Raw genomic sequence first — 17,804 nt, 5'->3', positions numbered from 1 at the left:
GCTTCTTTCTCGGCATAGCAGTTCAATCGGTTTGGCCGTTCCATCCGGGTTTCAGTAAACTGCCACGAAATCGATCGCAGAGTCGCCCATGTCCTTTACCAGCCAAGAATTTCGCAACGCATTGGGACGGTACGCGAGCGGGGTCACTATCGTCACGACCGCCGACCCGCAAGGCCGGCCGGTCGGCATGACCGCGAGTTCGTTTGGTTCGGTCTCGCTGGACCCGCCGTTGGTGCTGTTCTGCCTCGGCCGTGACGCCGACCGCTTCGGCGATTTCACCGCCTGCGAACATTTTGCGATCAACATACTGGGGGACGATCACGCGCATTTGTCGGAGCGGTTCGCGCAGGTCGGGACCGACAATTGGCAAGACCTGGACTATGAGACCTGGACTCTCGGCTGCCCGATCCTGACCCAGGCGATCGCCGTCCTGGAATGCAGCAAGGCCCAGGTCCACGAAGCCGGCGATCATCTGATCATCGTCGGTCATGTCGTCGCGTTGGCGGTCGCCGACCGAGAATCAGGGCCGCTGATCCATCATCGCGGCGCCTACCGGCGGCTTGCTCCTTGAACGGCAAGGGACCTTACGCGGCGTTGCGCTGATTGTCGAAGTCGGAAGTTCGTTTCACGGATTCGCACATGGCGTTACGAACTTCTAGGTCAACACGACGAGCAGAACCAACGTCCATAGTGTCCCGTTGCAGGCTCTAGTCTATTTCAAGCTGCTCTCTGTGCCTGAGGAACGGGCTGTAGACAGGCGCGGAAGGCTTGATCCTTCCATCGGCTCCCCATTCACTCATGCGGTTGAATGACATAGGTCGGTCATTCTCGATGGTCTGGAGACGCCACGCATATCTTTCCTGGATCTTTTCTAGGCGTTCTTCGATCTCGCAGGGGTCAGAATATCGCAGCCCAGCTTCAACGCCATAAGCGACATGCGGTTCAAGAACTCCAAAGCCAACATAGGCCAACGTGAAGTTGATGGGCCACAACAACAAATCGATGTCGCCGCTTCGGCCATTGTAAGCATATGTTTCCCTGCTTGTGCCGACGGTCAAAGACAACAAGGCTTTCTTCCCGACGAACCGACCTTTCTCAAATCTGTAATTGCTCCGGTACACTTCGCCATAGATGAGGACGCGATCAAACCAACCTTTAAGGATCGCAGGCGGTAGGTGCCACCACATCGGGTACTGAAAAATAACCAAATCCGCTCGATCGACGCGACCGAGCTCCTCTCGAATTTCGAGCGGAATGGATTGGTTTTCCGATGCATGCCGCTGCTCCGCTTGCACATCAAATCGTTGTCGGTTCTGCCGATCATCGTAGTGTTCCGCTCTTTCACACGGATCGAACCCGATCGAATAGAGATCGCTGACCGAAACGGCCCAACCGCGTTCGTCAAGTGCTCTTTGTGCGATACCGACCAGGTGAGCGTTGAATGATGTCGGCTCAGGGTGGGCAAGTAAGATGTGGGCTTTCATGGCCTAGAATATCCGATTTGGATCATGTGCTGTAAATTCACCTTGGCACAGCATTTGGCATGTCGCCATTGACCGCCTGGCGCTCGTTCACGACGAACGCTGCCGCAACCTGACTGGCCCAAGCACGTTCCGGAGCGGACAGGTGCGGCCTCGCGAACCCCAACCCTTTACAGGCCCACGACCTAGTCGGGCGGTCGCTCGCCATATCCCCGGGCCCGTTGTTCGAGGCTATCCTCCAGCTCGTAGTAATCCGATTTATCGTCGACGAAAATGTGGGCGATCGAATGCACCCCGGTCGGCGGGTCGAGTGTGCCGGCGGCGATCGCGATATAATCCGCACCGTCGCGATCCCAGAACAGGCGGCTGCCGCAAACCCGGCAAAAGCCCCGGCGCGCGATTTCGGAAGAGCGGTACCAGGCGACGTGATCCTCGCCATCGATCGCGACATATTCGCGGGGGACCCCGGTATAGGCAGCGTAGTGGCCGTGGGTGCGCAGACATTGCGAGCAATGACAGATCACCACAGGCCGAATGGGGCCGTTGATTTCGTAACGCACCGCCTCGCATAGGCAATGCCCGGTGCGCCGTTCAACCGAGGTTTCGTTGGTCATGGGTCACCCTCCTTCCCGTTGTTCGTGCCGCGCCGTCATCGCGGTCGACCTCCGGCCGGCGAGACCGCCGCTCGAAAGCGGTTTTTCAGAACCGCGCCGTCGCGCGGCGGCAGCACCCGTTCCAGCATACCCCCGCCGATGTGGATTTGCGCGAAGCGAGCACCGGCATCCAGGGAATGGAGCCGCTCGCGCAATTCGGCAACGGCACCATTATCGCGCACATCGCCCACCCAGGCGAAGCCGCAGGCCTCGGCCACCGCGGTCAGACTCACGCCGTCGGCAGTATGGCTGGGTTGCCTGCCGGTTTCGCCGAAAAGCCGATTGTCGAGAACGGCAATGGTCAAGTTGGCCGGTCGGCGGACCCCTATGGTCGCCAGCGCGCCCAGCCCCATCAGCATCTCGCCGTCGCCGGTCAGCACCAAAACCGCCCGGTCGGGACACGCAACCGCCAATCCGAGCCCGACCGTGGCGGCGCTGCCCATGGCGCCCCAGAGATAGAAATTGGCCGCATCGTCGCCGGCGGCAGCGGCGTCGTAGGTCGCGGCACCGAGTCCGGTCACGACGAGCAGATCGCCGCGGTCGCGCAGCAACCGAGCGACGACATCGCGGCGCTCCAGCGCCGGATGCGGGTCGATGGAAGGCGTCATTGCGTCCATACCTTGCGGCCGATCAGGCGCTGCGACAGCAGCACGGCGACCGCTTGGTCGCCCCCGAAAGCGTGGTCGGCGGCCGCGGCGACGATTTCGGCGACCTCTTCCGGCCGATCGGCGCGTTGAACGATCACGCCCATCGCCTCGAGGACACGCCCGGTCGCCTGACCCATCGGCACCTGCCACGGATTGAATTCCGCCCACTCGCCGCGCATGGTCACCAGGGCGAGGAATGGAAACCGGCCACTTTGGACGAGCCCAAGGGTATTGACGCAGTTGCCGACGCCGCTGCTCTGCATCAGCAGCACGCCCCGATCGCCGCCGAGCCAGGCACCGCAGAGATAGCCGATGCCCTCTTGCTCGGTGGTCAGCACGACATTCTCGACCCGGTCATCGGCGACCGCACGGTCGATCAGCCGCGACAGTCCGGCATCGGGAACGTAGACCACATGGCGAACGCCGCGCCGTGTGAGCTCGTTATAGGTGGGGTCCGACCAGGACTCGGCGGCGGTCTCGGCATTGTCCATCGAATCGGACCTACGAATATCGTGATCGCACGGGGTTCGTCGTCATGGTCCACAAGATGTATGCGAGATCGGCGGGAGCAACAATCCCAAACCGCATACCGCGCTTGGAACCGACCCGCTCTCGCCGTAGAATTCGGCGGTTCGACGACGCGAGTACCGGCCCATGGCAAAGCACGACCATCACAACCGCCCGCTGAGCGACACCGAGTTGCGGGTCCGCGCCCTCGAATCGTTGCTCGTTGAAAAAGGCCTGGTCGACCCGGCGGCCCTCGACGAACTGATCGACACCTACGAAAACAGGGTCGGTCCGCGCAACGGCGCCCGGGTGGTCGCACGGGCGTGGTCCGACCCGGCCTATCGCGACTGGTTGCTCGAAGATGCCACCGCGGCGATCGCCGACCTTGGGTTTAGTGGCCGCCAGGGCGAGGATATGGTCGCTCTGGAGAACACGACCGACGTCCACAACATGGTCGTCTGCACCTTGTGCTCCTGTTACCCGTGGCCGGTGCTCGGCCTGCCGCCGGTGTGGTACAAGTCGGCGCCCTATCGGTCGCGCGTGGTGATCGACCCGCGTGGCGTCCTTGGTGAATTCGGTGTCGAACTGCCGAAGGAAACCGTGATCCGGGTCTGGGACAGTACCGCCGAGCTGCGCTATCTCGTCATTCCGATGCGCCCCCAAGGCAGCGGCCATCTCGGTGAGGCGGAACTGGCCGAGCTGGTAACCCGCGACTCGATGATCGGCACCGGCCTCGCCCGGTCTCCGGCCGAAGCCGAGAGGGTCGTAGAATGACGGCGACGGCATGAACGGCTTCCACGACATCGGCGGCATGCACGGCTTCGGTCCCATCGATGCCCAGCGCAATGCGGCGCCCTACTTCGACGATTGGGAGCGCCGCATGTTCGCCCTCGACATGGCCTGCGGCACTCTCGATCTCGGCAACCTCGACCAATGGCGGCATACGATCGAGCGCATGCCGGCGACGGCCTATTCGCAGGCTAGCTATTATGAACGCTGGCTCCATTGCCTCGAGGCTCTGCTGGTCGAGGCGGGCGTTCTGAACACCGAAGAGATCGCGACCCGAATGGCCGAAATCGTCGCGTCCGAACGTGTCGTCGTCGAAGAGAATTGATATGAATGGCGCCCATGACCTCGGTGGCATGCATGGATTGGGGCCGATCGCGCCGGACCCGAACGAACCCGTTTTCCATGATGCCTGGGAGCGCCGCGCTTTCGCGATAACGCTTGCCTGCGGTGCCCTCGGCGTGTGGAACCTGGATATGACGCGTCATGCCCGCGAGCGCATGGATCCGGCCGCATACCTGGACAGCAGTTACTACGAGCATTGGCTTCATGGCCTCGAATTGCTCTTGATAGAAAACGGGCTGGTCACGCCCGCGGAGATCGAAGCCAAGGAGGCGGAAATACGAAAGGGAATGGAGCCATGAAAGTCCTGACCAGAGATCGGGTCGCGGACGTGTTGGCGAAGGGCGCGTCGGCGCGGGTCGATACGGAGGTTCCGGCCAAGTTCCAGCCCGGCGATACCGTGATCGCGCAGTATCCATCCGATCGGCCACACCCGCATTCCGCGTTATGTCCGGGGACGAAGGGGAATCGTCGACCGCGACCACGGCGTCTTCATTTTCGCCGACGATCATGCCGCCGGGAAAGGCAAGAACCCGCAGCATGTCTACAGCGTGCGGTTCACCGCCCGCGAATTGTGGGGCGACGAGGCTTCGGATCGCGACTGCGTCCATGTCGACCTGTGGGATGACCACCTCGACCCCGCCTGAGCGCGCCGCGGCAGAAGGTGCGGCGGCGGTGGACATGGACGCCGTGCCCGGACTGCCGCGCGATCGTGACGGCCCGATCTTCGCCGCCCCGTGGCAGGCGCAGGCTTTCGCGATGACGGTAAGACTCCACGAACAGGGCTGTTTCAGTTGGCCCGAATGGGCAGCCTTTTTGTCGGCCGAGATCAAGGCGGCCCAGGCGGACGGCGATCCCGACGCCGGCGAGACCTATTACAATCACTGGCTGGCCGCGCTCGAAAAGATCGTTGCTGCGAAGGGCCTGGTCGCGGAAACCGCGCTTGCCGAACGTCGTGACGCTTGGGACAAGGCAGCCCAAGCGACTCCCCATGGTCACCCCATCGAGTTGACCGAGGAGCGCTCGGATTGACCTTACGGTTGTACGATTTCCTCGATTCCGGCAACGGCTACAAGGTCCGCCTGCTGCTGAGCCAACTGGGCATTGCCTTGCAATTGATCGAAATCGACGTCCTCACGGGCGAGACCCGGACGCCGGAATTCCTCGCCCTCAATCCGAACGGTCGCATTCCCATTTTGGTCCTCGACGATGGGACGGTGTTGTCCGAATCGGACGCGATCCTGTTCTATTTCGCGGAAGGTACGCCGCTGCTTCCCGACGACCAACTCGACCGCGCCCGCGTCCTGCAGTGGATGTTCTTCGAGCAATACAATCACGAACCGACGATCGCGGTCGCCCGATTCTGGACCAAGCATGGCGAGATGGATGCGCTCAGAAAACAATTGCTGCCGCAGAAGATGGCCCAGGGCTATGCTGCGCTCGACGTCATGGAACAGCGGCTCGGGACGGTCGACTTTCTGGTCGGCGGCGCCTATTCGATCGCCGACATCGCCCTCTACGCCTATACCCATGTCGCCGCCGAGGGCGGCTTCGACCTCGCCGGCTATCCGGCGATCCGATCGTGGCTCGCCCGCGTCGCCGCCGAGCCCGGCCACATCCCGATCACCAAACGCGAATTCTAGCCGCCGAGGATGTCACCTTAACTGCCGCGGCCGCGCGCGATCTCATAGGCGAACTCGAGCAGCCCTTCGCCCATCCTGCCGAAACCGGCGAAGCGCGGATCATCGGTCTCGCCGCGGCGATAGCGGGCGTGGAGCTGGATGAACACGACGCCCAACTTGAAGCCGGTCAGCACGCGATAGAAGAGGAAATCCGAAAGGTCGCGGCCGGTCTTGCGGGCGTAGGCGGTGGCGACCTCGTCGCGCCCGGGGAAGCCGGGGGCCGCCGTCGGCATCTGTCCGATCGCGTGCATCGCCGGCGGATCGCCGGCCTCGACCCAATAGCTGAGGAGCGTCGCCAGATCGAACAATGGATCGCCGCGGCTGCCCATATCCCAGTCGACGACCGCGACCGGAGCGAGCGTCGCCGGATCCAGGATCGTGTTGTCGAGTTTGAAATCGTTATGCAGCAGAGTCGGTGGCTGCGGCCGGACGCCGTGCGCGCGCAGCCACGCCACGATTTCGGCCACCACCGGTGGCGGCGCGTCGTCGGTGGCCACCTTCGCGCGCTTCGCCCAGCCGTCGACGGCCCGCTCCAAGAATCCGTCCGGGCGGCCCAAATCGCCGAGACCGGCGGCCGCGGGATCGACCGCATGGAGCGCGGCCAGGACGTCGACAAGCGTGGTGGCGATGTGGCCGCCCAAGTCCTCGAAATCGGCATAGCGCGCCGGGATTTCACCGCCGATGACGATGCCCGGCCGGTATTCCATGATCAGGAAGGGCTGCCCCAGGACTCCGCCGTCGTCACAGAAATAGAGACTTCGCGGGACCAGGGGGAGGATCGGCGCCAGGCCCACGAGCATTCGGTTCTCCCGCGCCATATCGTTGGCCCCGGGCGGCAGCGGCCCCAACGGCGGCCGTCGCAGGACCGCCCAGTCATCGTCGAGACGCAACAGATAGTTGAGATTGCCGAACCCGCCGGCAAATTGACGGGGCGGAAGGGCGAGATCGAGGTCGCGGCCCTGGATCGCGAGGTGATGGGCGAGCCGATCCCAGGGCTGGGGCACCGCGTCGTCCGGCGCCCGCAGGCGCGCCGTCTCGGGCCAGGCGGACAAGTCGCTCACTGCGTGGCGCGCCGGAATTCGACCGCCATTCTCAGCTCGACTTGGGCTCGATTGTCTCGATCGGCCCGCCAGCCTCTTCCCAGGCGCCGAACCCGCCGGCGATGTGAGCGATCGGGCGGAGGCCCATGCGCTGTACCGCCTGAGTTGCGAGCGCCGAGCGCAAACCGCCGGCACAGAAAAAAACGTACTTCTTTCCCGAAGCAAAGGCTGGCTTGTGATACGGGCTATCGGGATCGACCCAGAATTCGAGCATGCCGCGCGGCGCATGAAGCGCCCCCGGCACGCCCCCCTCGCGCCACAACTCGCGGATATCGCGAATATCGACAAGCTGCACGCCCGGGTCGTCGCGCAGCGCGATCGCTTCTTCGACGGTCAGAGTTTCGATCTCCGCTTCCGCGGACTCGCACAATTCCTTGATGCCGGTCGTAATCATCGGATTTCCTTCGCTGCCGTGTTTCGATTATAGAGGGCTTGTCGCGGACGTGCCCGCGCCAATCTGGGGTTTCCGCCATTGGCCCGCCAGTTGTACGAGCTTCTCGGTCGCGACGATCGCCGCTTCAGCCCCTATTGCTGGATGAGCCGCATGGCCCTGGCCCACAAGGGGCTGGAGGCCGAGTTCGTGCCGTGCCGGTTTACCGAAAAGGACAAGTTCGCCTTTTCCCGCAGCCGCACGGTCCCGGTTCTGGTCGATGGCGAGGAGGTCGTTTCCGAATCCTGGGATATCGCCGTTTATCTGGATCGCGCATATCCCGATCGGCCCAGCCTGTTCGGCGGCGACCACGGCCAAACCCTGGGCCGGTTCATCTATGACTGGGCCGACACCACGCTGATTTCCCAGACCGTCCAAATCATCCTGCCCGACATCTATGAAGTGGTGACGGCGGAGGACCGGGACTACTTCCGCACCAGCCGGGAGGGCCGGTTCGGCAAATCGTTCGCCGATATGCGCGCCAACCGCACGACAAACATGGCCGTGCTCAATCTCGCGCTTCGACCCTTGCGTGTGACGCTTGCGCAGCGTGAATTCGTCGCCGGTGACGCACCGGCCTTTGCCGACTATGCGATATTCGGGTGCTTTCAATGGGCGCGCTGCACCAGCGCCGACGATTTGCTCGCATCCGACGATCCGATCCACGCCTGGCGCCGGCGCATGCTCGATCTATTCGACGGGTATGCGCGCGGCTTCGCCGCCCGTGCCGTTTCGTAGCCCGGTTGTCAGGCAACTTGCGGCCGGCCGTGGGTTTCCTTGATCAGCCAGGCGAGCCCGAAGGCGACGACCGCGCAGGCCGGCATCGTGACCAAGGCCGCGTCGAAGGCGGCGATCGAATAGACGCGAACCCCGTCGACCAGCGTCCCGTCCCAAAAGGTGTCGAGCAGCCAACCGAGAAACGGCTGCATCAATGCGCCCGAACCGACCGTAACCATGTTGACAAACCCGGTCGCGGCACCGCTGGCCGTCGCCGGAGACAATTCGCGCGCCAGGGCGTAACAAATTACCATGCCGGCGCTGGTGGCGCCGATCAGGAACAGCAAAACCCACGTCAATACCAGCGGCAGGCCAGGAACGTAGAGCAACGCCAGCCAGCACGCCAGGGCCAGTCCGGCGGCGACCGCAAGCGGTAGGCGCCGCCGGGCGAGAAAGTCGGATATCCATCCGGCCGAGGGCGCCCCGACCGCCCAGCCCAGTAGCAAGAGCGAAGCGGAGCCGGCCGCCGCCGGGCGATCCAGTCCATAGACCTGCATCAGGTGGGGCACCCCCCAGAGCCCGCCATAGGCCAACATCGGACCCGACATGACGGCACTATAAAATCCGATGATCCAGATCTGCCGGCGCGCCACCACGTCGCGGAAATCGGCCAGGATATTGCGCCTCGGCGTCGCGGCGTCGATTGGGTCCCGATCCGGCGGGTGGTCGCGGATGAAGATCCATGTCGTCACCGCAATGATGACGGCAAGAACGCCCGCGCCCAACAACGCGTCGCGCCAACCGACCAGCTCGACAACCACCGCCATCGGTGCCTGCCCGATCACGCCGCCCGACAAGCCGACCAACATGCTCATCCCGGAAACGAAGGCGAATCGATTGGGCGGAAACCAATTGACGCCGATCTTGAGCGCACCGACGAAACCGACCGCGCAGCCGATACCAATGAGTAGACGTCCGAGATAGGCCAGCCACAGTCCGTCGGCCATAGCGAATAGCACGCTGCCGCAGGCCGCGATCGCCGCCGCCGCGGTCAGCATCCGCCGCGGCCCCCAATTGTCGAGGGCGACGCCGACCGGTATCTGCAAACCGGCATAGGCATAGAAGTAGATCGCCGACAAATTGCCGAGGATGGCGCCCGACACGGCGAAATCACGCATCAAATCGTCGACCATGACACTGGGCGCGACCCGTTGCATGAAGGCATAGGCGAATGACAGCGCCGCCACCCCCCACACCAGCCAGGCACGGCGACCAGGTCGCGTCACGATCGAGGCGGCTCCGTTCATGAAAGCTCCGGCGGGCGTGGGATACACCCCTCAAGAAAGGCGCGCCACTCTATCGCGTCCCTCAACCCGAGGCCACCGCATCGCATGCAGGGCGCGGATGCGCTGGGCTCATGGCCGAACGGCGGCCCACACTCGTTGTTGGTGCGCGCCAGCAGGTTTGCTACCATCGTTGGGCGCCGAACCGGCGATGCGGAGGTATGATGGCCAGACGATTGATGACGGGTATTTTCGCGGCGGTGTTGTTGTCGCCGTTTTCGAGCCACGCCCTTGAGGACGTGCGAGATCTCGGCGCCATGCTCGAAACGCTCAACGACGTGCTCAATGTGGGTCGGTCGAACTTGAGCATGGAATATGCCAGCACACAGACTGGGAATCGCGGCCGGGTCGAGGCGGTGCGTCCCGCCGGTGACAACGCCGGGCAGCCGTGTTGGATCTTCCAACGCAGCTATGGCAAGCCGGGCACCATGCAGACCGTCGAAGGCCGCGCCTGCCGGACGCCGGATGGGCTGTGGGAAATTGTCGACGAAGGCACGGGGTCGGCCGGCACGCTGACGACGAGTGCCGGCACACCCTCGGCAACCGCCGGCACGGCACCGGCAACGGCGGCCACGCCGCCGCGGCACAACCGCCAGATGGTTTACGAGACCCAGGAATTGCTCACCCTGCTCGGCTACGACCCGGGCCCGATCGACGGTCTCTACGGAAGCCGGACGGGGAGCGCGATATCGACCTATCAGCGCAACAACAGCCTTCTCGTCGACGGTCAGCCGTCGCCGCAATTGTTGGACCATTTACGCACGTCGGCTCAGAACCGCTCGACGTCCGCGGCGCCGGCTCCAGCGCCGACCGTGGTCGAGCAAGAGGTTATCATCCAACCCATACCCGCGGCGCCGGGCGCGCCGGCACCGCCGTCGACGACCCAGCAAGCGACAACGCCGCCGGCCGCGAGCGCGCCCGGCGGCGAGATAGCGGTGGCCACGTTGGCGCGCGACGGATCGAGCTTGGTGGGCCAAGACGTGACCGCCTCGGGAACCTACCTCCACTATAACGGCAATTGGGCGAAACTGCTGTCCGACGAAGGATCGAGTTCCGATTTCGTCTACATCCTGCTCGACGGGTTGAGCGAATCGCAACGGACGAGCCTACGCAACGACTGTTTCTTGTGTCACGTCCGCACCAGCGGCCAAATGCAGATGCGCGAGCTCGAATTCGCCGGCTCGTCCTTGGGCGCGGTGCCGACGATCGTCGTGACGGAGCTGGCGCGACTTGACTGACCACCACCGGCGGCTTGGCTCGACCAACCGCGGCCGCGATTGCAAAGATCTTTTCATAATTTTTTTACAAGCCCCCAACACCGCTAGCATCGGCCCGTGCGGGCACGTCCCGGCCTCGGTAAGAATTTAATCGTTATTAATTTTTTGTTTCCTTTTCCCTTCTAGTGTCGGCCGGCAGATGGGAGAGGAGTCGCCCCGAAGTGATGAATCGGCTTCGCAGCGAACAACGTCGGCGGCAGACGCTTATCGACACATACGGCACGCAGCTGGCGCGCTATTCGCCGCACGACCGTTGGCGCGAGGCCCTGGGCGCCGCACAGGAGGTCGCGACCATGGCCGAGATGCGGAGCGCATCGGTCGAGGCCGCCAATCGGACCAAATCGGAGTTCCTAGCCAATATGAGCCACGAACTGCGCACGCCGTTGAACGCGATCATCGGCTTTTCGGACATGATGACGCGCAGCATGGTCGGCCAAAACGACACCGACAAATTTCTCGAATATGCGCGCGACATAAACGATTCGGGCCAGCATCTGCTGTCACTGATCAACGACATCCTCGACTTGTCCAAGGTCGAAGCGGGCAAACTGGAGCTGGACGAAGGCTCGGTTGACCTGTCTCTCGTCGGTGCTCGGTGTCTCAAGCTGCTGCGCCAGAAGGCGGAAGACAGCCGACTGACCTTCACCCACGGTCTGGCGCCAAACCTTCCCAAGATTCGCGCCGACGAACGCAAACTGACCCAGATCGGCATCAATCTCGTATCCAATGCGGTGAAATTCACGCCCTCGGGCGGCGAGGTCCGGGTCGAGACGGGCGAAACGGACGACGGCATTCATCTTCGCGTCATCGACACCGGAATCGGTATCGCGCAGCAGGACATCGACAAGGTACTGGCGCCGTTTACCCAACTGGACAGCGTGCTGAACAGAAAATATCCGGGCACCGGGCTCGGTTTGCCGCTGGCCAAGGCCCTGATCGAGTTGCATGGCGGCAGCTTTGCCATCGTGAGCACGGTCGGCCAGGGGACCACGGTAACGGCAGCGTTTCCAAAGGAGCGGATCATTGGCTAAAGCGACGGCAGACTTGAGCATGCGGCTGGAAGAAGTCTCCTCGACAAATAGAAGCCTAACGGCGGAGATCGATAGGCATCGTCGGCTGGGAGACATCGGCCGCGACTTGCATCCGGTCAAAACCTTTTCCGACCGGTTGGGGCGGATCGTCGCGGTCTCCGGCTCGCAGGCTATCATGTTGCTGGACGACGATCTCGACAGGGACGAAGGCGACCAACCGACTCCCTTGCAGATCGGCTCCCTGGTCAAGATGGGAACACCCTACACGACCGTCTATGGCATCGTCAGCGGCCTCAGCATCCCGGTTCCGTCGACCGATCCCAACAACGAAACCTATCGGATCGTCGAGCTGGAATTGTTGGGCGAGACATCGGTCGGGTTGGGAAATCGCGATAGCACTTTTCAGCGCGGCGTGTCGTATTTTCCGTCGTTGGCGGACAACGTCTTTGCCACCACGGCTGACGATCTGGCCAATGTCTACACATTTCCCACCAAGTCCGCGGTACCGATCGGCAGCATTCATCAAGACCGGACGATTCCCGCCTATGTCGTGACCGACGACCTCCTCGGCAAACACTTCGCCATTCTCGGCACCACGGGCGCCGGTAAGTCCTGTGCCGTTGCGCTTATCCTGCGCGCGATCCTGTCGGAACACCCCAACGGGCACGTGCTCTTGCTCGACGTCCACAACGAATATTCGAAAGCGCTCGGCGACGCCGCCGAAGTGCTCGATCCCGGGACCCTGCAGATCCCCTATTGGCTCCTCAATTCCGAGGAGATCGAGGAAATCGTCATCAACAGCGACGGCCAGGACGCGGAGGTCGAGGCCGCAATACTCAACGAGGTCATCGTTGCCGCCAAACGCCAGTTTGTCGGTGACGGAAAAAATGCCGGCCGAATTACCGTCGATGCGCCGGTCCCCTACCGGCTCGGCGAGGTGGCGCGGATTCTCGACGAGACCGCTGGACGCCTCGACCGGCCGCGCGATGTCGCCCCCTATATGCGGCTAAAAGCGCGCTTCGCGGCGCTCCAGGCGGATCCGCGCTTCGACTTCATGTTCCCCGGCCTGTCGGTACGCGACAACATGGCGCAGATCATCTCGCAGCTATTCCGCATCCCGGTCGCCGGCAAACCGGTGACGATCGTCGATCTTTCCGGCGTACCGTCGGAAATCATCAATGTCGTGGTCTCGGTGCTGTGCCGGATGACCTTCGACTTCGCGCTGTGGAGCGAACGTTCGATGCCGATGCTGCTGGTCTGCGAGGAGGCCCATCGCTACGCGCCGACCGATTCGGGACGCGGTTTCGAGCCGACCAAGCGCGCGCTGTCGCAAATCGCCAAGGAAGGCCGCAAATACGGCGTCTCGTTATGCCTGGTCAGCCAGCGGCCGTCGGAGCTCGCCGCCGAGATCCTGTCCCAGTGCAATACGGTCTTCGCGCTCCGCATGTCGAACCAGAAGGACCAGGATTTCGTCCGCAGCGCGATGTCGGAATCGGCGATCGGTCTGATGGACTTCCTGCCCTCGTTGCGCAACGCGGAAGCCATTGCCGTCGGCGAAGGCGTTTCGGTGCCGATGCGTGTTTGCTTCGACGAGCTTCCCAACGACGAGCGCCCGATGAGCGGAACCGCCAGTTTCTCCAGCGGATGGTCGCAGGATATCGAGGTCGAAAGATTCGTCGAGCGCGTCATCGAGCGGTGGCGTCACCGCCAACGCTAGAGCACCGCGCGTTCAAAGTGCTCTAGCCGCGGCGCTCACCCGCCGTTCTCTTCGATACTGAACAGCGATGCGTTGCCGCCCGAAGCGGTGGTGTCGATCGACAGCGAGCGCTCGGTGGCGAAGCGGTAGATATCACCGACGTTGGAGAACCCTACCTCGGCAGCGATGTCTGATCGCTCCACAATGAGCGGTATGATCGGTCCTTCGCGCGCCGCCAGGATGCGGTCGAGATCACGGGCGCGATCTTCGGTGCCCGCGAAAGCGATACCCGCGATGCGCGGGTCGGTCGCCATCGCGTCACGCAGAGCGTCGTCAGCGATGGGCAGGAAATGGAGGACATCCGGCGGCATTCCCGAGGCGTGGAAGCGCGCGACGAGCCGTGCCGCGAGATGGGCCGAAGCCTCGCCGGCAATGACCAGCGACCCATTTCCCGCCACCGAAGCCGCGGCGACCATGCCCGCGATCGTGGCAATCGGAGCCGCGCCTTCGACAATGCACAGGAAAAGACCGCGGCCGCGCAACGAAAGCTCATCGCGTTCGCCGGTATAGCCGCGCAGGCGCAGCGGCGCCGCCAGGCTGGCCCGCGCCTCGGCGGCGTAGGCGCGGCACAGCGTAGCGGCATCCTCGATTGCCCGCGCGGCCGCGCGCGGCTCTATGCCGGCGGCGTCGACACAGAGGTCGATGTGGTCCTGCAAGGCATTGACCAATTCGCGGGCGATATCGTCAAGGATCACCGCATGGTGATCGGCCGGCAGTGCCTCCCAGCGCGGAAACGCCGCCAGTGCCAACGTCGTGGCCTCGTCGGCATGCTCCTGGGTGGCCAGCACCAGTGTGCCGTTTATCGCTTCGGGATGAGAGGCCGGGTGGGTTATCACCATTGGGCCCGATTGGCGTCGCCCGCCGACGATCGGGGATGTCTGCCATCCCGCACCGGGCGAACGAAACCCGGGCGACGTTGGCGCTGCGCCATCGTCATCGCCGGTCGCTCGTGCGGCAACGGCAAAGCGGCGCAAATAATTGGGCCCGCCCGCCTTCGGCCCGGTACCCGAAAGACCTTCGCCGCCAAAGGGTTGAACACCAACGATGGCGCCGATGATGTTGCGGTTGACATAGGTGTTGCCGGCGCGGATTCGTCGGTGGAGACGGTCGGCGACCGAATCGATCCGACTGTGAACGCCGAAAGTCAGACCGTAGCCGGTGGCGTTGATGCGATCGACGACCTGATCGATACGATCGGCGGCGAACCGAATGACATGGAGAACCGGACCGAAGACCTCCCGGTGCAGTCGGTCGAGGGAATCGATTTCATAGGCGCGCGGGCCGAAGAACGTGCCGCGGACCGTCGATTCGTCGAGAGCGCAAACGTGGATCGGCGTTCCTTCCGCCGCCATTCGTTCGCCATGGGCTTCGAGCACCGATTTCGCCTCGTCGTCGATGACCGGTCCGACGTCGGTCGATAGAACCGAGGGGTCGCCGATTCGAAGCTCCGACATGGCGCCGGCCAGCATCTCGATCATGCCCGGCGCGATGTCGTCCTGAAGGAACAGCACACGCAACGCGGAGCAGCGCTGGCCCGCGCTGTCGAACGCCGAATGCAACACATCGCCGATTGCCTGCTCGGGCAAGGCCGTCGAATCGACGATCATCGCATTCTGGCCGCCGGTCTCGGCGATCAGCGGGACCGGTCCAATCGGCCCGGCGGCGAGCGTGCGTCGGATGGCCAGCGCGGTGTCGGTTCCGCCGGTAAAGGCGACGCCGGCGACGCGTGGATCGGCAACGAGCCGGGCGCCGACCACTTCTCCACGTCCCGGAAGCAGCTGCAGCACCGCAGGAGGAATCCCCGCCTCGTGCAGCAGGCGAACCGCGCGCGCCGCCATCAGGGAGGTCTGTTCGGCAGGCTTCGCGATCACCGCGTTGCCGACGGCGAGCGCCGCCGCGATTTGTCCGGTAAATATGGCGAGCGGAAAGTTCCACGGGCTGATGCAGACGAAGATGCCGCGGCCGCCGGTCTCGAACAGGTCGCCGCCGTGCGCCGGCAGGGCGGTCGGCGCACCGCAGAGCCGCCGCGCCTGAACCGCATAGTAGCGGCAAAAGTCGACCGCCTCGCGCACTTCGGCGACGGCATCGGCGAGCGTCTTGCCGGCCTCGCGAATGGCGATCGCCATCAGTTCGGGCGTGTTTGCCTCGAACAGGTCGGCCGCCCGTTCGAGGAACGCCGCCCGGTCCTCGACCGGCCGGTCGCGCCAGGCGGGGAACGCCTTCTCGGCAACGTCGAGCGCAGCCGCGACGTCCGCTTCGTCGGCCTCCTGGACACCGCCGACGACCCGGGCACGGTCGGCCGGGTCGGTGATGTCGCCGAGCCGCGTCAGCGCTTCGCTACCGTCGACGATCGGTCCGGCGCTCCACCCCGCGTCGGCGAAGCCGGTCAATTCTTCGGCCAGCCCGCGCAACGACCGCTCGTCGGTGAGGTCCACGCCCATCGAATTAAGACGCCGTGGTGCATAGATCTGACGCGGCAAGGGTATCCTTGGGTGGGGCTTGTGCTGCAGCGCCGCCACCTCCTCGACCGGATCGCCGGTGATCTTCTCGAGCGGAACCGATTCGTCCATGATCCGGTTGACGAACGACGTGTTGGCGCCGTTCTCCAGCAGGCGGCGGACGAGATAGGGCAGCAGCTCCTTGTGGCCACCGCAGGGGGCATAGACACGGACCGGAACGCCATACTTCTCGGGCGCGATGAGTTCGTCGTGAAGGTGCGCGCTCATGCCGTGCAGGCGCTGAAACTCGAAATCACGATAGTCGCCGGCGAGTTCGAGAACGACCGAGGCGGTTTGGGCGTTGTGGGTCGCGAATTGAGGATAGATCGCGTCCGTGCACTCGAAGGCCTTGCGGACGCAGGCGATATAGGACAGGTCGGTCGATGCCTTGCGGGTGAAGACCGGATAACCGTCCTCGCCGGCTTCCTGCGCGCGCTTGATCTCGGTGTCCCAATAGGCGCCCTTGACCAGGCGCACCATGAACCGGCGGTCGCTGCGCCGGCCCAGGTCGGCCAGCCAATCGACGACGTGAAAGGCGCGCTTCTGATAGGTCTGCAAGGCAAGGCCGAATCCATTCCATCCGGCAAGTTCGGGATCGGCGGCGAGCGCCTCGATGATGTCGAGCGACGGCTCGAGACGATCGGCTTCCTCGGCATCGACGGTGAGGCCGATGCGCCCCTGCTTGGCCTTGATCGCCAGTGCCTTGAGGCGCCCGAGGACGTTGCTCATCGTGCGCCGGTGCTGGGCGAATTCATAGCGCGGGTCGAGCGCGGACAATTTGACCGACAGGCCGGCTCCGATAATCGGGTCCTTGGGGTTGGTGGCGGCGATGGCGTCGATCGCCTTCGCATAGGCGTCGAAGAATTTCTCCGCATCGGTGTTGGTGCGCGCGGCCTCGCCGAGCATGTCATAGGAGAAGCGGTAGCCCTGTTTCTCGTAGGAGCGGGCGCGATGCAGCCCTTCCTCGATGGTCTCGCCCATGATGAACTGCCGGCCGAGGATGCGCATCGCCTGACGAATGGCCTGGCGGATAATCGGCTCGCCGGTGCGTCCGAGCAATCCGGTCAGGGTCGTGCGCAGGTCGTGCTCGGAGCTGTCCTTTGCCGCCAGCAGGCTTCCGGTCAGCATGAACCCCCAGGTCGACGCGTTGACAAACAGCGACCCGCTGTGGCCGAGATGCCGCCCCCAATCGGCCGATGTGATCTTGTCCTGGATCAGCTTGTCGACGGTTTCATCGTCGGGCACCCGCAGGAGCGCCTCCGCCAGACACATCAGCACGATACCTTCATGGCTGGACAGTTCGTACTCGTGCATGAAGGCCTCGACGCTGCCCTCGCTCGGCCGTGCCCGTACCGCGCGCACCAGGGCTTCGGCCCGGTCGGCGATGCGCGTCCGGGCATCGCCGGAAAACTGTGCATAGGCGAGGAGCCGCTCGACCATTTCGGTTTCGTCCAGCCGATAGGCGGCGGCAACGGACTGGCGCAGGTCCGAGCGTTCCGGCAGCTCATAGTCAAAGATCATTTCATACTCCCGCTAATTCCTGGCCGCCGCCGT

At 63.9% G+C, this 17,804-nt stretch carries 17 protein-coding genes and 1 pseudogene; 10 read left to right on the top strand and 8 right to left on the bottom strand.

Annotated features, from left to right (window positions below):
- The first annotated feature begins 88 nt into the window (after nucleotides 1–88).
- Entirely contained in the window at nucleotides 89–571 is a 483-nt protein-coding gene (locus GY791_01775) for a flavin reductase family protein (GenBank protein MCP4327151.1), read from the top strand.
- Between the two features lie 136 nt (nucleotides 572–707).
- Here the strand turns inward: GY791_01775 and GY791_01770 are convergent, their stop codons facing one another.
- From GY791_01770 to GY791_01755, 4 genes are all read right to left on the bottom strand, one after another.
- The gene (locus GY791_01770; protein ID MCP4327150.1) at nucleotides 708–1,484 is read right to left on the bottom strand and encodes an NAD(P)H-dependent oxidoreductase; all 777 of its coding nucleotides are present in this window, start codon (nucleotides 1,482–1,484) and stop codon (nucleotides 708–710) included.
- Nucleotides 1,485–1,666: 182 nt separating this feature from the next.
- Nucleotides 1,667–2,095: a GFA family protein gene (locus GY791_01765; GenBank protein MCP4327149.1), complete on the bottom strand. Its 429-nt coding sequence runs from the start codon at nucleotides 2,093–2,095 to the stop codon at nucleotides 1,667–1,669.
- 35 nt (nucleotides 2,096–2,130) lie between these two features.
- Nucleotides 2,131–2,742 carry an aldehyde dehydrogenase gene (locus tag GY791_01760; protein MCP4327148.1) on the bottom strand — a complete coding sequence of 204 codons (612 nt, stop codon included), beginning with the start codon at nucleotides 2,740–2,742 and terminating at the stop codon, nucleotides 2,131–2,133.
- Nucleotides 2,739–3,272, bottom strand: coding sequence for a phosphonopyruvate decarboxylase (locus GY791_01755; GenBank protein MCP4327147.1), 534 nt, complete (start codon nucleotides 3,270–3,272; stop codon nucleotides 2,739–2,741). Before GY791_01755 ends, GY791_01760 begins: the two co-directional genes overlap by 4 nt.
- A 163-nt stretch (nucleotides 3,273–3,435) precedes the next feature.
- On the opposite strand from GY791_01755, the gene nthA reads away from it, so the two are divergent.
- From nthA to GY791_01730, 5 genes and pseudogenes are all read left to right on the top strand, one after another.
- Nucleotides 3,436–4,062 carry a nitrile hydratase subunit alpha gene (nthA, locus tag GY791_01750; GenBank protein MCP4327146.1) on the top strand — a complete coding sequence of 209 codons (627 nt, stop codon included), beginning with the start codon at nucleotides 3,436–3,438 and terminating at the stop codon, nucleotides 4,060–4,062.
- Nucleotides 4,063–4,072: 10 nt separating this feature from the next.
- The gene (locus GY791_01745) at nucleotides 4,073–4,402 is read left to right on the top strand and encodes a nitrile hydratase subunit beta (protein MCP4327145.1); all 330 of its coding nucleotides are present in this window, start codon (nucleotides 4,073–4,075) and stop codon (nucleotides 4,400–4,402) included.
- Nucleotide 4,403: 1 nt separating this feature from the next.
- A pseudogene (nthB, locus tag GY791_01740) lies at nucleotides 4,404–5,063 on the top strand (nitrile hydratase subunit beta).
- Nucleotides 5,041–5,448: a nitrile hydratase accessory protein gene (locus tag GY791_01735; protein MCP4327144.1), complete on the top strand. Its 408-nt coding sequence runs from the start codon at nucleotides 5,041–5,043 to the stop codon at nucleotides 5,446–5,448. The pseudogene nthB and the gene GY791_01735 overlap by 23 nt, the downstream one beginning before the upstream one ends.
- 8 nt (nucleotides 5,449–5,456) lie before the next feature.
- Nucleotides 5,457–6,059, top strand: coding sequence for a glutathione S-transferase family protein (locus GY791_01730; GenBank protein MCP4327143.1), 603 nt, complete (start codon nucleotides 5,457–5,459; stop codon nucleotides 6,057–6,059).
- A gap of 17 nt (nucleotides 6,060–6,076) precedes the next feature.
- On the opposite strand, the gene GY791_01725 is transcribed toward GY791_01730, so the two are convergent.
- Together GY791_01725 and GY791_01720 are read right to left on the bottom strand one after the other, a co-directional pair.
- Nucleotides 6,077–7,159 carry a phosphotransferase family protein gene (locus tag GY791_01725; protein MCP4327142.1) on the bottom strand — a complete coding sequence of 361 codons (1,083 nt, stop codon included), beginning with the start codon at nucleotides 7,157–7,159 and terminating at the stop codon, nucleotides 6,077–6,079.
- A 31-nt stretch (nucleotides 7,160–7,190) separates the two neighbouring features.
- Nucleotides 7,191–7,592, bottom strand: coding sequence for a rhodanese-like domain-containing protein (locus GY791_01720; GenBank protein MCP4327141.1), 402 nt, complete (start codon nucleotides 7,590–7,592; stop codon nucleotides 7,191–7,193).
- 78 nt (nucleotides 7,593–7,670) lie between these two features.
- Between GY791_01720 and GY791_01715 the strand changes: the two genes are divergently transcribed.
- Nucleotides 7,671–8,366, top strand: a complete 696-nt coding sequence (locus GY791_01715) for a glutathione S-transferase family protein (GenBank protein MCP4327140.1) — start codon at nucleotides 7,671–7,673, stop codon at nucleotides 8,364–8,366.
- An 8-nt stretch (nucleotides 8,367–8,374) separates the two neighbouring features.
- On the opposite strand, the gene GY791_01710 is transcribed toward GY791_01715, so the two are convergent.
- Nucleotides 8,375–9,652 carry an MFS transporter gene (locus GY791_01710; GenBank protein MCP4327139.1) on the bottom strand — a complete coding sequence of 426 codons (1,278 nt, stop codon included), beginning with the start codon at nucleotides 9,650–9,652 and terminating at the stop codon, nucleotides 8,375–8,377.
- Nucleotides 9,653–9,852: 200 nt separating this feature from the next.
- Here GY791_01710 and GY791_01705 point away from each other — a divergent pair, with 200 nt between their 5' ends.
- The 3 genes from GY791_01705 to GY791_01695 all read left to right on the top strand — a co-directional run bounded on the left by GY791_01705 (nucleotide 9,853) and on the right by GY791_01695 (nucleotide 13,713).
- Complete coding sequence (locus GY791_01705; GenBank protein ID MCP4327138.1) at nucleotides 9,853–10,926, top strand: hypothetical protein; 1,074 nt, start codon at nucleotides 9,853–9,855, stop codon at nucleotides 10,924–10,926.
- Nucleotides 10,927–11,126: 200 nt separating this feature from the next.
- Nucleotides 11,127–11,996 (top strand): HAMP domain-containing histidine kinase, encoded by an 870-nt coding sequence (locus tag GY791_01700; GenBank protein MCP4327137.1) that lies wholly within the window; start codon nucleotides 11,127–11,129, stop codon nucleotides 11,994–11,996.
- Complete coding sequence (locus GY791_01695; protein MCP4327136.1) at nucleotides 11,989–13,713, top strand: ATP-binding protein; 1,725 nt, start codon at nucleotides 11,989–11,991, stop codon at nucleotides 13,711–13,713. The genes GY791_01700 and GY791_01695 overlap by 8 nt, the downstream gene beginning before the upstream one ends.
- Nucleotides 13,714–13,748: 35 nt before the next feature.
- Here GY791_01695 and putA read toward each other — a convergent pair whose 3' ends face one another.
- The gene (gene putA, locus GY791_01690; GenBank protein MCP4327135.1) at nucleotides 13,749–17,771 is read right to left on the bottom strand and encodes a bifunctional proline dehydrogenase/L-glutamate gamma-semialdehyde dehydrogenase PutA; all 4,023 of its coding nucleotides are present in this window, start codon (nucleotides 17,769–17,771) and stop codon (nucleotides 13,749–13,751) included.
- Nucleotides 17,772–17,804 lie beyond the last annotated feature (33 nt).

The organism is Alphaproteobacteria bacterium (assembly GCA_024244705.1).
Classification (GTDB): domain Bacteria; phylum Pseudomonadota; class Alphaproteobacteria; order JAAEOK01; family JAAEOK01; genus JAAEOK01.
The sequence above is the reverse complement of the archived record's forward strand: the minus strand, read 5'-3'. Positions and strand labels throughout refer to the sequence as shown.